We start from the raw sequence: 14,324 nt of genomic DNA, 5'->3' as shown, positions 1-14,324 counted from the left end.
ATGGACAATCCCGGATTCTCGGCTGACGACGAATTGGCACAACAGCGCGCGAATGACGTTGTTGCACGCATTCTGGCGCGTCGAGGCACGGCGCTGGAATCCACCGCCGGTCAAGATCACTCCGCAGATGCTGGCGACCTTGAACGAGAGGCGCGTGCCGGTACCCGTCGTATCCAGGGTTATGCCAACGATCGTGAGGAAATCTCCGAAGTCGAATACCGCCAGGTTCGCCTCGAAAAGGTTGTCCTTGTCGGTCTGCGGACGACGCAGACCGAAGAAGAAGTCGAGACTTCGCTACGTGAGCTTGCTGCGCTCGCGCAAACCGCCGGATCTCAGGTCCTCGATGCGGTCGTGCAAAAACGGGTGAAGCCGGATCCTGCCACCTATCTGGGGTCAGGTAAAGCGAAAGAGCTCGCGGGGATCGTGCGCGCCGTTGAAGCCGATACCGTCATTGTTGATGAGGAATTGGCCCCTTCCCAGCGACGCGGACTGGAAGATGTTGTCGACGCAAAGGTCGTTGATCGCACCGCTCTCATCCTCGACATTTTCGCTCAGCACGCGAAGTCGCGTGAAGGTAAGGCGCAGGTCGAGTTGGCTCAGCTCGAATACTTGCTTCCCCGTCTTCGTGGCTGGGGCGATTCGATGTCCCGTCAGGCGGGTGGTCGAGTCGCGGGCGGTGCGGGTATCGGTTCACGAGGTCCGGGCGAAACGAAGATCGAATTGGATCGTCGTCGCATTCGCACGCGCATGGCGAAGCTCCGCGAAGAAATACGAAAGATGGAGCCTGCCCGGCGCACTCAGCGTTTATCGCGTCGTCGCGGAGCTGTCCCTTCCGTCGCTATTGTTGGCTACACGAATGCTGGTAAGTCCACTTTGCTCAACCAACTGACGGGCGCAGGGGTCCTCGTTGAAGACGCTCTGTTCGCCACCCTTGATCCGACGGTGCGTCGGACCCAGACAGCGGATGGTCGCGAATACACGCTGTCAGACACGGTTGGTTTTGTTCGGAATCTTCCCACCCAGCTGGTTGAAGCATTCCGCTCTACCTTGGAAGAAGCGGGCGAAGCCGACCTGCTCGTTCACGTTGTGGATGCCGCGCACCCCGATCCGGTGGGACAAGTTGAGGCTGTCCACCAGGTGTTGGGTGAAATTGAGGGGGCTCTCGGTATCCCCGAAATTATCGTGCTGAACAAAGCCGATCTTGCATCTGCAGAGCAGTTAGCACTGCTTCGCACCTACTTCCCGTCGTCGGTAGCAGTATCCGGATACACGGGCTTTGGAGTCGATGAACTTCGCCATCGCATTGAAGAAGCTCTACCCAGGCCTCGTATTCAGATTGACTGCGTGATCCCATATTCGCGTGGCGACCTGGTCCATCAGATCCACGAGGATGGCGAAGTCGATCACGAAGAATATGTTGCCGAAGGAACGCGCATTCGAGCTCGAGTTGATGAGCACCTTGCAGCGCTCATCCGTGACGTGGCGCTACCGGTCGCTACCGAAGGTGCCCCCTATACTCGCCAGGACAGTGGCGAATGAGTGAGGAAGTAGGACCGGGAAACTCCGAAGCCAGCAAGACCATCGAGGTTCTTGATGCGGTGATCGAATCAATGGGTGGCACGCAACGTGATGGCCAGCGACGAATGGTCACCGATATCAGCGAGGCCCTGAATTCTGACGGTCATATTTTGATCCAGGCGGGCACCGGTACGGGTAAGTCGATTGGCTACCTCGCGCCACTTCTCAGTCACTGCGTTGCAACTGGCGAGCGCGGCCTCGTCACCACCGCGACTTTGGCACTCCAGAGGCAGATTCTGACGAAAGACGCGCCTGCGGTCCAAGACGCAGTTGCGAAAGTGACGGGTATTCGTCCCACTGTCGCTGTGCAAAAGGGCTGGTCAAACTATCTGTGTTTGAACCGTGTCAACGGTGGGTATCCGGACGAGGGCACACTGTTCGACCCGGCACATGCCCCGTCGGCACACTCGTCGACTTCCGCGCTTGGCAAAGAGGTTCTGCGTCTTCGTCAATGGGCGAAGGAAACCGATACTGGTGATCGTGATGATCTGGTCCCCGGTGTTGATGACCGAGCGTGGAGGCATGTCAGCGTCGCCAAACGTGAGTGTTTAGGCAAGACCTGCCCCTACGTTGATGACTGTTTCGCCCAGCAGGCGCGGGAGGCAGCCGGAGAGGCTGACCTGGTGGTCACGAACCATTCTCTATTTGGCATCCATTGCACGTCGCCGAACGATCTGTTTGAAGACATTGGTCCAGTCGTTGTCGACGAAGCCCACGAACTTGCTGAGAGAGTACGAAGCCAGGCGACGATGACGCTATCGCAGGCCATGATTCATCGCGTATCACGCAGGCTTCGAACCAACGCGAAGCTTGAAACTGATGCTCTTGATATGGCTACAGTCGATTTTGTTGCCGCTCTGACCCCGTGCGGGGAAGGGCTGATGGGCTCTCGTCCACAGGCGCTTGTCGGCGCATTAGCGCTGCTCGATAATGTCTCACGCGAACTCGGAACTCAGCTACAGGCGTCATCTGCTGATCAAGCAGACAAGATACTTGCGCGCGGGTCCCTGGACGAATTGCGGGACTTTATCGCCGGATGGAGTGAGGACCCGGCATCGATGGCGACTTTTGTGACGAAAGATGACGCGGGGAATATGTCGCTGAATCTAGCGCCCCTTGACGTTGCGCTTCCCGTTGGGTCCAAAGGGTTCTCAGGTAGGCCGGCAATCTTGACCTCAGCGACTCTGACGTTGGGTGGTTCTTTCGACCAGATGGCACGCGATTGTGGATTCATGGTGTCGAAGCAGCCGTGGACGTCGCGCGATGTGGGCACCCCTTTCGATCCGGCGCGCCAGGGGATTCTCTATATTGCTTCCGGCTTGCCAGATCCTGGGCCGGGTGGGTTGTCTGACGCTGCTACGGATGAATTGGTGGCCCTTGCCCAGGCCTCCGATGGGGGAATGTTGGCGCTGTTCAGTTCGTGGAAGGCAGCGAATCAGGGGTACGAGGCTCTGAAGGATCGGACAGAACTCACCGTGTATCGCCAGGGAGATGAAACCTTGAGCGTGCTGGTTGACCGATTCCGTAGGGAGCGCGATGCGTGTTTGGTTGGCACCTTGTCGTTGTGGCAGGGTGTTGATGTTGTGGGCGACTCGTGTCGACTGGTCGTCATCGACCGCATTCCATTCCCGCACCCCGATAATCCGGTGACGAAGGCTCTGTCCCAGGATGCCGATGCGCGTGGTATTGGAGGGTTTTGGGGTGTTTCTCTTCCTCATGCCGCGCTTCTGATGGCGCAGGGGGCTGGGCGTCTGATTCGATCGGCGTCGGACAGGGGAGTGGTGGCGATCCTTGATCGTCGTGTGGACACGAAGTCCTATGGTGGATACCTGCTGAATTCGTTGCCGAGAATGTGGGTCACACGCGATCAGGAGGTCGTGAAAGGGGCCCTAAGTCGCTTGTCCAAGGTTAATTGTTAACAATATCCTGAAATTGGGTGACGTAGTTACCTTGAAGCAATGCGAAATCGAGATAATGTGATTCAAATTTGAGACTATGAGACCACTCAACGAGGAAGGAAGGCATCGTGCCTGGACGTGTGAATAGCTTGTATCCCCCGAAGTCATCGGGTCGTCCGTCAAAGATCGCTGTCGTGGGGGCTGGGGCCGTTGGCACGGCAGTCGCCTACGCGTGCGCAATGCGCGGTGATGCTCGAACAATCGTTCTTCAGGACATTAACAAGGCCAAGGTTGAAGCCGAAGCTCTCGACATGGCACACGGTATTCAATTCACTCCGTGTGGCAGTGTTGAAGGCTCAGATGATGTTGAAATCGTCCGTGGGTCTGACCTTGTGATTGTGACCGCTGGTGCCAAGCAGAAGCCGGGGCAGTCGCGCCTTGAACTTGCTGGTTCAACTGTTGAACTGATGAAGAAGATTGTTCCGAACCTTCAAAACGTTGCGCCAGACGCAATCTTCATGTTCATCACGAATCCCGTGGATGTTGTTACCTATGTGGCGCTGAAGCTGACCGGTCTACCACGCAATCAGGTATTTGGATCTGGCACTGTGCTTGATACGTCGCGTTTGCGCTACCTGGTGTCGCGTGAAACCGGCGTGGCTACCCAGAATATTCACGCCTACATTGCTGGTGAACATGGTGACTCAGAAGTTGCACTGTGGTCCTCCGCTGAGATTGGTAATGTTCCCCTTGAGCACTGGGGGCCAACCTTGGAGGGTAAACCGTTCGATATTGGATTGCGTAAACGCATTGCTCAGGATGTTGTTGAGTCTGCCTACAAGATCATTGAAGGCAAGGGTGCGACAAACTACGCAATTGGTCTTGCCGCATCGAATATTGCGAGTGCCGTCCTTAGAGACGAAAATCGTGTTCTTACCGTCTCTAGCCTGCTGGAGGACTGGGAAGGCATCTCGGATGTCTGCATGGCTGCGCCGACAATCGTTGGTCGTTCGGGTGCGGGCAGGGTCCTGAATCCGCCGTTGACGCTGAATGAGCGCGATGGTCTGACTGCCTCTGCGACGCGCCTGCGTCAGGTGGCAAGGGACTTGGGCTTCTAAGTTCTGTATCTGTCCAGTGTGGGGAGTGCCCGTTGGGTGCTCCCCACACGTGTGTGCTGTGCGAGCAGGGGTACGAGGCCGGGGCTACGCCCCGGAAGCGACTATGCCAAGGAACGCAGGACGGTGACCACCTTGCCCAAAATGGTGGCTTCATCGCCTGGGATGGGGGCGTAGGATTCGTTGCATGGCAGGAGCCAAATATGGCCGTCTGTCTTTGAGAACACCTTGACCGTAGCTTCGCCGTCGATCATGGCGGCAACGATTTCTCCCTGGGATGCGTTCGATTGGGAACGAACAACGACGAAGTCGCCGTCCAGAATGCCAGCGTCCACCATGGACTCTCCGCTGACCTCCAGCATGAACATTTGCCCGTGGCCGGTAAGTCGAGTGGGTAGCTCGAAAACATCTTCCACGTACTGCTCTGCTGTGATCGGAGCGCCCGCGGCAATACGGCCAACCAGGGGGATTGACGAACTGTCTTCGTCAACGTGTCCGGCTGGCAGGTCAATGGTGACCACGTTCGTGACTGTTTGAGGTGCCGGAGGAGTTGGCGCGTCCACGCCGAGCTCCTGTTTCGCTGTTACGGAGAGTTCAAGGGCGCGCGGTAAGCCGGGGACTCGTTGGAGGTAGCCGGCGCGTTCCAGTGCGTCCAAGTGGTACTTCACGGTTGATGGGGAAGCAAGGTGTGCGCGTTGGGCAATCTCTCTGACAGAGGGAGGAAAACCGTGCGCGCTGACCTCTTCGTGAATGACAAGAAGGATCTCTCGCTGGCGACTAGTCAGCGTTGCTTTGTCTGTCATGAGGTTCTCCGTGAGGTTGCGTGCAATTCGGTTTCTACATGGTTGCTGATGCACTTGTTAGGTCAGATTATCTGATTCTGACGCGAAAATGAAACATTTGTTCGAATAAGTCTCGACTTTTGTTTGAAGACCTGTTATCGTACAAGTGTTCGACGAACATATGTTCGATATGTTGTGAAGGAGATCCTCATGAATGCATGTGCCGGTGCTACTCTTGCCCACGACGCTCATCCACACCTGCACCTTGTTCAGGGGATGGCTGATGGCGCCGATGTGGTCTCGATTGAGTCTGCTCCTTCCGCTCGTCGGCGCAAGGGCGTTCTTCGTCAAGATGATCCTGCAACGCGTCGTCGTCCGGCTTGTCGCCACCAATCGGTCGTGGTTCAATCGACCATGTCGATCGGACATGTCGTTCGTGGCGTGTGTGCGACGCTCGCTCTCAGCGTTGTTGCGGGCCTGGCTGGATTCGCCCTGGCTCCCGATGTCTATTCAGGTCCGACCATTGAACATGCTGTGACCGGTGGGGAATCGGTCTGGTCGCTGGCTCAAGGCGTTGATACCGATCGCAACCTGGAAGATGTTGTGACAGATATTCAGCGTTTGAATGGCATCGAAGGTGGCTTGCAGGTGGGGCAGAAGGTTATCCTTCCGCTGAACTAACACTCAGGTCCCCCCACCTCATGCGCGTTTCTTTTTCGTCTTTCTTATTTGCCGTGTAGCGTTAAAGGCGTGCATTGCCCTTTCTGTCATAACCCAGATTCACGAGTCGTCGATACCCGCATCGCAGATGATGGTGCCTCGATTCGTCGTCGTCGCGCGTGCACATCATGTAAGAGGCGTTTCACCACGCTTGAAACATCCTCGTTCCAAGTCGTGAAGCGCGCCGGTGTCGTCGAGCCTTTCTCGCGCAACAAGGTTGTTTCCGGTGTGAAGAAAGCATGCCAAGGGCGCCCCGTTTCTGACGACGATCTCGCAATCCTGGCGCAACAGGTTGAAGAACAACTCCGCTTAACCGGAGTTTCAAACGTCTCTTCCGATGAAGTTGGAAAAGCGATTCTTCCCTTCCTCCGTGACCTCGACGAAATCGCCTACCTTCGTTTTGCTTCCGTCTATCGAGCCTTTAATACCCTCGAAGACTTCGAAGAAGCCATCCGCATCCTGCGTGAGCGTAATAAAGACAATGCCTCCGCATCCACTTCGGGCTCACACTCTTCATCCAAGACGAAGAAGGCGCTATCGAACCGAGAGATTCTGGATTCTCTACTCGACTCGTGATTAAACGTTTCGGCGTCACCGTGACAGCTAGTCGTTCTTTCGATTCGTAAACTGGCGAATTTTAGTTGTCGCAGAGTCGGCGACCTCCATTACCTGTTCGCGAACACGCTTACGCATGACCTTTCCAAGCTGGGAGCGAGGAAGCTCCGTCATCACCACGAGCTGGCGTGGTAGGGCATAGTGAGCAATAGACTTTTCGGCCCACTGGCGAACATCAGCAAGAGTGATCGAAGCGCCGGCTTCAAGGACAATTGCTGCGACGACATCTTCGCCGGTCGAGCCGGCAGGAATACCGATAACCGCTACGTCGCGAACTCCTGGCATAGAGCGAACAGCGTTCTCAACCTGGCTGGGGTACACGTTAAAACCAGAGGCGTTAATCATTTCCTTACGACGATCGGCCATGTAGATGAAGCCGTCGCGCACCTGGACAAGGTCGCCCGTACGAAGCCAGCCCTCTTCGGTGAAGATCTCAGCTGTTTCCTCCGGCTGCTCCCAGTATCCGGAGAACACCTGGGGGCCTCGTGCAATGAGTTCGCCAATTTCACCGTCTTCGACATCCTTCGTCGGATTATCTTGGTCGACAATGCGGATTTGCGTGGACGGATAGGGAACGCCAAGAGCGCCCGGGCGACGGTTCTTTGCTAGAGGGGAACCTAGGAGGATCGGTGAGGCTTCGGTCATGCCATAGCCTTCAATCATCAACCCGCCAGTCTTTTCTTCCCAGCGTGATGCCAAATCAGCAGACAGTGGCATAGCGCCCGAAAGTGAGAACGTCATCGACGTCAGATCGACATCCATGGTGGCTGCCGTAGCCAGCAAACGTTCGTACATTGGTGGAACACCAAGGAAGAACGTACAGGGAAGACGCTTCTGGCTGGTCAGAATCATGGTTGTGTCGAATTTCGGAAATAGCGCAATTGTGGCACCCAAACGCAAGCCCGACAACAAGCCAATGGTGAAGCCAAACGCATGGAACAGGGGAAGAACGCAGTAGAACACTTCAGCGTTCTCGTGCAGGATCGGCACCCATGCGATCGACTGGGCAATGTTCGCCATCAAATTACGGTGTGTAATGCAGGCAGCCTTCGGAACACCTGTCGTACCGCCCGTATGAATCAGTAGCGCCGGATCGTCAGGACTCGCAGGGCAAGAAGTGGTCCAGCGTGGAGCTTGATCTACAGCCTGGTCCCACGAACGAGCCCATGATGGGGGACGCGTCGACAAAGCGTCACGCTTCGTGCGAGCAGACTTGATCGGAAGCTTCAAAAGCAACTGGCTCGGACCGGGAAGAGCCTTCGTCAGGTTGACAGCAAAAACCGTGGTCGCACGATCAAGGAACGTCAGCTTCGACAGGGTCTTTTCCCATGCAATGACAACGCGTGCGCCGTGGCGGTTAAACTCCTCGTGAATTTCGTGGTCAGGAGCCAAAGGATTGTGCTCAACCACGATTGCGCCAAGGTGCATCGTCGCAAGAATTGCAACAACGTGCTGAGGACAGTTTGGCATCGCTAGGGCAACTCGATCCCCCTGGCGAACTCCTGCATTGGCCAGCACAGTTGCTGCCCTGCGTACGCGCGTCATCAGTTGCGCGTACGTGGTTGGGCGCGAGAAGAAGTCCAGAGCAATCTGATGCGGATAACGTTTCGCTACCTCTTCAACCATCGCAGGAATGGTCTGATCCGGCACCTCAATAGTTTCAGGGACGCCGGGGGCGTATTGGGCTCGAAGCTGGTCAGTAAGAGTCACGTTGTCCTCCGATTCTTTACTACCTACGATACCGTAGGTTAGTTGGGACCAGGCCGAGAAAAGACCACATAAGCGTTTTTCCTACAGGGTCGTCGTAATCAGACGAATAGTGTCCTTCATCGAGCGAATCTTCTCGATCGCATCGATCGGAAGTTCGGAAGAAATGTCGGTCAGCACATAGCCGGTTGATCCTGCAGTTCCCAGAATCTGACCACCAACATTCGCGCCCATCTCGGCAAAGGTGTGGTTGATATTCGCCAGAACACCGGGAGTGTTCTTGTGGATCAGACGAATCCTGTAGCGAGACTCTTGCGAAGCATTCAAGCTGAGGTTCGGCAGGTTGATCGACATGTCGGTTGAGCCGGTGTCCTGGTAGTCACTGATTTTCCCCGCGACGAAACGACCAATATCGTACTGAGCCTCTTCCGTTGAACCACCGATGTGTGGAGTAAGAATAACGTTATCCAGCTTGATCAAAGGTGAATCAAAAGGATCGCCATTCTTCTTCGGTTCTTGGGGAAACACGTCAACGGCAGCGCCGGCCAAGTGACCCGACACCAGCGCATCATGCAGGGCATCAATGTCGACGATAAAACCTCGCGACAAATTGATGAACAGCGCACCGGGCTTCATCATCGCGAACTCACGAGCGCCAAACAGATTGGAATTTGTTTCCTGACCATCAACGTGGATCGACACGATATCCGCTTCGCGCAATACGGATTCCATCGTCGGCATCTGGGTGGCGTTGCCCAGAGACAGGCGCTCGGCCATATCGTAGAAGATAACGTTCAAGCCCATTGCTTCAGCAAGCACGGACAGCTGAGTGCCGATATTGCCGTAGCCAATAATGCCAAGCGTGTGACCGCGAACCTCGTGTGCACCATCAGCGCTCTTGTCCCAAATGCCACGGTGGAGGCGAGAATTCTTCACGGTGACGCGACGCGACAGGTCAATGATTTCGCCGATTGCCAGTTCCACAACGGAACGCGTATTCGAATACGGAGCATTAAAGACCGAGATGCCCAGCTCGGTGGCTGCTTCCAGGTCGATCTGGTTCGTCCCAATGCAGAAAGCGCCAATCGCTTTGATCTGCGGGTTGGCTTCGAGAACGCGTCGCGTCACTTGGGTCTTCGAGCGAAGACCCAAGTACTCCACGCCCTCGAGGGCTTTAATCAGCTCATCTTCGTCCAAGGCACCCGCGTGGCGAGACACATCAATCTCGTTCTTTGCGAAAACCTCGTCAGCAACCTTATGGGGATTCTCAAGCAACAGTGCGCGTGTCATGCCACCATAGTGCCAGAAAAACACCAAGCGATTGCACAAGTGTTCGTGCTACGGATAGAACCGTCTTACCACTGATCCATTCCCCTGGGAAGATCGCTCGAAGTGATAGCAACCAAATCATGCGTCGCACGAGTCAAGGCGACGAACAGGTCACCAACACCTTCAGCAAAGATCTCGCCGGGCTCAACCACGATAACGGTGTCGAACTCAAGCCCCTTGGAACTCGAGGCACTGAGCAAAGCAATCCGCGAATCAAGTGCGCTCTCACCTGTGGAATCGGCATTCCATGCGTGGCCTCGTGAATCTGAAACCAGAATCGCGACCCTGCCGCTTCCTTCACCCGAAGTGGCATCAAGTCGCTCACACGCCTGCGATGCCGCCTGAATTGCTGCCGCCCACGCCGGCGAATCCTCGCGTGCGACCATATCCGTATCTGCTTCAACAGTCACGACGCGGTAGCAGTCCTCAACGTCGCGGACCGCGCTCATCGGGTGAATAACAGGCTTACCTGCGCGTGCCATCACGGCCTCAGCGATGGCGGTCAATGTCGCCGGAGTACGGTAGGACACCGTCAGAACAAACTCATCGCTGTAGGCTCTGCTTGCCGGCCCCAAGGCTTCAACCCACGTCTTCGGACGCTTCGATCCGCGTCGCTGATCCAAATCACCAACAATCGTGAACGACCGCGACGGACAACGACGCAACAAACTACGCCACGCCATCGGGGAGAGATCCTGAGCTTCGTCAACGACAATATGGCCGTATGCCCACTTGCGATCGTTGGCTGCCTGCTCAGCAAGGGGAGTCCACATTCGCTGAGACAATGTGGACTCGGCAAGCTGCTCAGCATTCACGATGCCTCCGCCAAGCCCCTGGCCTTCGATCGCAGCTCGTGCGCGTTCAATTGCAGCACTTTCTGATTCTGAGGATTCGATGCGCGATGTGGGCATCGGTCCAAGCAATTCTTCGAGCTCGTCTAACAGGGGAATATCGGCATCGGTCCACTCAGCACTATGACGCTCAACGAGTGGCAACAGGCGGGGTGAAACGGGGCGGCCTGCTCGATCGTTAATATGCGCCAACAGTTGGGGACGCGCATAGAGGCGACGAAGAAGAGTCTTGGCGGACGTTGGCATCCACGCAAGATTGATCGCGCGACGCGCATCAATGGAGTCGCGGATTTCGCTGATCCACTCTGTTTTATCCTCGTTGGAATCAAGCACTCCACCGGCCGACGAGGCGTCGGAGGCTAGGCGCTCTGCCAGAACCTCCATCAGCTCCAGAGCAAAACCTTCGCGCGCCTGATTGTGAGTGCGACGCGTATGCCGTGCATGGCGGATCGCTTTCGACACGTCATCCGGCGTCAGTGTCACCGTGCGACTCCACACCTGCAACGTGGTCGGTGCCGATAATTCGCGTGGCAACATTTTGACCGCTTGCTTCAGTAGCTGCGTCCAGCCAATATGACCTTTCGCTTGGGCAACGCCCAGTGGCTCCGTTCCACGTGCGTCTACGCCGGGCAACAGGTCGCCCATGGTCGTCGAAACGACGCCAGTTTCACCCAGTGAGGGAAGTACCTGTTCGATGTATCGCAAGAAAATGCGCGACGGCCCGACCAAAAGAACACCAGAACGCTCTAAGCGCTCACGTTCGGCATACAGCAGGTAGGCAATGCGGTGCAGGGCGACAGCTGTTTTACCGGTTCCCGGACCGCCTTGGACGACGATCGCGCCGTCGCGAGGAGCGCGAATGATTGCATCCTGTTCGGACTGAATTGTCGCGACAATATCACCCATGCGACCATCGCGAGCCTTATCAAGGGCGCTCATCAACGCGCCTTCGCCTTGAAGATCCATACCTTCAGCTCGCGACGAATCCAGCAGTTCATCCTCAAGCGCGACGACGGTGCGCCCGTGAGTTGTAATGTGGCGCCTTCGCACGACACCCTTTGGGTCGACGGCAGTCGCTTGATAGAAGGGCATCGCCACGGGAGCTCGCCAGTCGATCAGGAGGTGCTCGCCGTCGGCGGTCGATAGGGCAACGCGACCAATGTGGTGGTGGTCGCCGTCAGCCATGTCGAGGCGACCGAATACAAGGCGGTCTTCAACGGCCTCGAGGCGTGCTGCCATATCACCAAGGTGAGCCGAGAGTGCCTCGCGTTCTGTCCAGGCCTGAGGATTTCCTGCGCCGTGGATTGCGTGCGTTCGCGCCTGCTGGTCACGGTACTTTTTTCGAAGCTCATCCACCCTTGCATACGCGGCGTCGACATGGCGTTGCTCCGGTATGGACGCCGGCGAAGCAGAAGTCGATGAGTCAGTCATGCGCGTACTTTCGAGGAATGGACAAGATAGCGACCATCTATTGTGCCTGAAAAACTGCGACCAGGTGCAACTGTCCGCGATCTGCGACGCAGGGGAGATAGATTCACGAGGCCGACTATTCGCCCAAGGCGAATATCAGTGGGCCCGTCGGGCGCTCCGGCCTGTTTCCGAGTAGCGTTGATAGTACGAATTGTTCGTCGAGTTGAATTGACGAGCATGGCATTGGACAGAACAGAAATGAAAGGGCATGTGAACGTAATGAAACCGAATGATGCCCTTCTTTTCGAGCGAGGGCCGGCCAGTGAAACTCATTCGCGCATCCTAGTGATGCACTTCTACGGAAGCATGGATGCTGGCGGAGCCGGTCGTATGGCAGTTGCTGAAATGCTTCGCGCCCTGCCGAACGAACGTGTTGCGACTTTTGATTCCGATCAGTTCTTGGACTACCGCTCTCATCGTCCGATCATGACGGTCCGTGATTGGGTCAGCGAAGAAATGGTGACTCATGAAATCGCAATCGACAGAGTTCGCGATGACTTGGGGAACCCGATTTTGCTTCTGCACGGTCCTGAACCGGATGCAAAGTGGGAGGCATTTGCGCGCATTGTTGCTGACTTTGTGAAGGAAGCTGGTGTTGAGATCAGCGTGTCCTTCCATGGCATTCCTTCGAGTGTTCCACATACTCGTGCAACCCCGGTTCACGTGCAGGCCACGGATGCTTCTTTGATTCCGCCTCAGCCGAAGATGGCGGGGTCACTGCAGTTCCCTGCACCGGCAAGTTCCTTCGTTCAGCGTCGTCTTGCTGAACGCGGTGTGAATGGTATTGCTCTTCTTGCTGCGGTTCCGTTCTACATGGCAGAGTCTGGGTACCCGGCGGGCTCCTCTGCGCTGTTATCCAGCCTGTCTGATTTTGCTGATCTGTCGTTGCCGGTTGGTAACTTGGAGTTAGGAGCAGCTCAGGATCAGGGCACGATTGAGCAATTGATCGAAGCAAATCCAGAGATCATGGCGACTATTACGTCCCTTGAAGAGCATTATGACGCGTGGAGTCCTGGCGAATCTTCCTTTTCCTTGAACTCTTTTGGTACTCAGACTCCGCTGGGTCATACTCCTCAACAGGACAAGGACATTGGTGATGTCATTGAGCGCTACTTGGCGAACTTGTCGCAGAGTGAAACAGTATCTGACGATCAGTCGAGCGTCGACGACCAGAGCGTAGAAATGGCGGAAGAAGATCCCCTGACCGCGGCGCTCAAGCGTGTTCACCTGCGTGCAACAGATCCAGAGGCCGTTCGTGCCATGACTCCTCGTCACCGTGCCGATAGCGGGGATGACGCATCGCTGCATGTCGAAGAGCACACCACGGATGAAACCGATCCAAACGAAGAGGCGGATAGCGGAGAAACAGGCGCCATCTGAATTAGGCCTTTGCTCCACGTTTGAGTGTCTTTTCGGCTTCAGCTCGCGCCAGTTTCCTTATATCCGATGTCGGCGTCGCGCAGTGCGGGTGTGCCTGCACGCCACTTCGTCAGATTCGCACCGTGCGTCACCCGAGCGGGTAGAGGAAGGCGCCTCAGTGCGCGGTCAAGGTCTTCAACCGGATAGTCAGCTCCGACATACCCGATGACGATAATGTTGCCACGCCTACCGCTTCGCCCCACCTTCGGATCCTGGATGCTCATCACCTGGCCGAAAACCTCGGAAATAGCGGCAATCTCAGCGCGAGCATCACTGTCGCCACCGTGAGCGCTGTTGAGGATATAGAGTCCGCCGTCCTTCAACTTTTCCCGCGCAATCTTCGCGCACTCGAGAGTCGCAAGATGCGCTGGAACCTGGCCGTTAGCGAAGGTGTCGCGCACGATGACGTTGAATGTGGAATCGCGGAACGAGCTCATCACTTCCCGCCCGTCTCCAATACGTATCGATAGTGCCGGAGATTTCGGCAGATCAAACACACGTCGCGCCAAATCGGGAAGATCCGGATCGATCTCGACAGCGGTCTGCTTCGACTTCGGACGAAGGTAAGACCAGGCGAGTGGCAGAGTACATCCCGCGCCACCAAGGTGGAGCGCGCGGACTGGGGCGGCCTCGTCAATCACGCAATCGAGAGCGCACGTCGCATGCTGCATGTACTCAAACTCGAGGCTGGTCGGATCGTCCACATTCGTGCACGATGACTCGATACCGTTCAAATACAGCGTCGCAAGCGCACCATCCCAACGGATCTCAACCCTCCCAGAGGGGATCTCAAAGAATTCGCTTCCGCGCGCAGTTTTTCGGCTCACGCGTCACACTGTA

11 protein-coding genes are annotated in these 14,324 nt (G+C 56.3%); 6 read left to right on the top strand and 5 right to left on the bottom strand.

Annotated features, from left to right (window positions below; all coding sequences use genetic code 11):
* The 3 genes from hflX to QP381_RS03550 all read left to right on the top strand — a co-directional run bounded on the left by hflX (nt 1) and on the right by QP381_RS03550 (nt 4,594).
* Entirely contained in the window at nt 1-1,539 is a 1,539-nt protein-coding gene (gene hflX, locus QP381_RS03560; protein WP_006681703.1) for a GTPase HflX, read from the top strand.
* Nucleotides 1,536-3,497 (top strand): ATP-dependent DNA helicase, encoded by a 1,962-nt coding sequence (locus QP381_RS03555; protein WP_103633553.1) that lies wholly within the window; start codon nt 1,536-1,538, stop codon nt 3,495-3,497. Before hflX ends, QP381_RS03555 begins: the two co-directional genes overlap by 4 nt.
* Before the next feature lie 107 nt (nt 3,498-3,604).
* Nucleotides 3,605-4,594: an L-lactate dehydrogenase gene (locus tag QP381_RS03550; protein WP_006681701.1), complete on the top strand. Its 990-nt coding sequence runs from the start codon at nt 3,605-3,607 to the stop codon at nt 4,592-4,594.
* 101 nt (nt 4,595-4,695) lie between these two features.
* On the opposite strand, the gene lexA is transcribed toward QP381_RS03550, so the two are convergent.
* Nucleotides 4,696-5,394: a transcriptional repressor LexA gene (gene lexA / locus QP381_RS03545; protein ID WP_103633554.1), complete on the bottom strand. Its 699-nt coding sequence runs from the start codon at nt 5,392-5,394 to the stop codon at nt 4,696-4,698.
* Nucleotides 5,395-5,583: 189 nt separating this feature from the next.
* Between lexA and QP381_RS03540 the strand changes: the two genes are divergently transcribed.
* Nucleotides 5,584-6,054: a LysM peptidoglycan-binding domain-containing protein gene (locus tag QP381_RS03540; RefSeq protein WP_006681699.1), complete on the top strand. Its 471-nt coding sequence runs from the start codon at nt 5,584-5,586 to the stop codon at nt 6,052-6,054.
* A gap of 69 nt (nt 6,055-6,123) precedes the next feature.
* On the top strand, nt 6,124-6,669 hold the full coding sequence (nrdR, locus tag QP381_RS03535; RefSeq protein ID WP_006681698.1) for a transcriptional regulator NrdR: 546 nt from the start codon (nt 6,124-6,126) through the stop codon (nt 6,667-6,669).
* Nucleotides 6,670-6,696: 27 nt separating this feature from the next.
* Here nrdR and QP381_RS03530 read toward each other — a convergent pair whose 3' ends face one another.
* From QP381_RS03530 to QP381_RS03520, 3 genes are all read right to left on the bottom strand, one after another.
* The gene (locus QP381_RS03530; protein ID WP_285067837.1) at nt 6,697-8,418 is read right to left on the bottom strand and encodes an AMP-binding protein; all 1,722 of its coding nucleotides are present in this window, start codon (nt 8,416-8,418) and stop codon (nt 6,697-6,699) included.
* Between the two features lie 81 nt (nt 8,419-8,499).
* On the bottom strand, nt 8,500-9,705 hold the full coding sequence (serA, locus tag QP381_RS03525) for a phosphoglycerate dehydrogenase (protein ID WP_040318683.1): 1,206 nt from the start codon (nt 9,703-9,705) through the stop codon (nt 8,500-8,502).
* Between the two features lie 65 nt (nt 9,706-9,770).
* A complete protein-coding gene (locus tag QP381_RS03520) occupies nt 9,771-12,026 on the bottom strand; it encodes a HelD family protein (protein WP_285067836.1) in 2,256 nt (751 codons plus the stop codon).
* A gap of 258 nt (nt 12,027-12,284) precedes the next feature.
* Between QP381_RS03520 and QP381_RS03515 the strand changes: the two genes are divergently transcribed.
* The gene (locus tag QP381_RS03515) at nt 12,285-13,445 is read left to right on the top strand and encodes a PAC2 family protein (RefSeq protein ID WP_285067866.1); all 1,161 of its coding nucleotides are present in this window, start codon (nt 12,285-12,287) and stop codon (nt 13,443-13,445) included.
* A 38-nt stretch (nt 13,446-13,483) separates the two neighbouring features.
* Here the strand turns inward: QP381_RS03515 and QP381_RS03510 are convergent, their stop codons facing one another.
* On the bottom strand, nt 13,484-14,311 hold the full coding sequence (locus QP381_RS03510) for a spermidine synthase (RefSeq protein WP_103633558.1): 828 nt from the start codon (nt 14,309-14,311) through the stop codon (nt 13,484-13,486).
* Nucleotides 14,312-14,324: the final 13 nt, after the last annotated feature.

Origin of the sequence: Pauljensenia sp. UMB6358, assembly GCF_030216865.1 — a bacterium.
Lineage (GTDB): Bacteria > Actinomycetota > Actinomycetes > Actinomycetales > Actinomycetaceae > Pauljensenia > Pauljensenia turicensis_A.
Note: the sequence above shows the minus strand (reverse complement) of the source record. Positions and strands in the feature narration are given on the sequence as shown.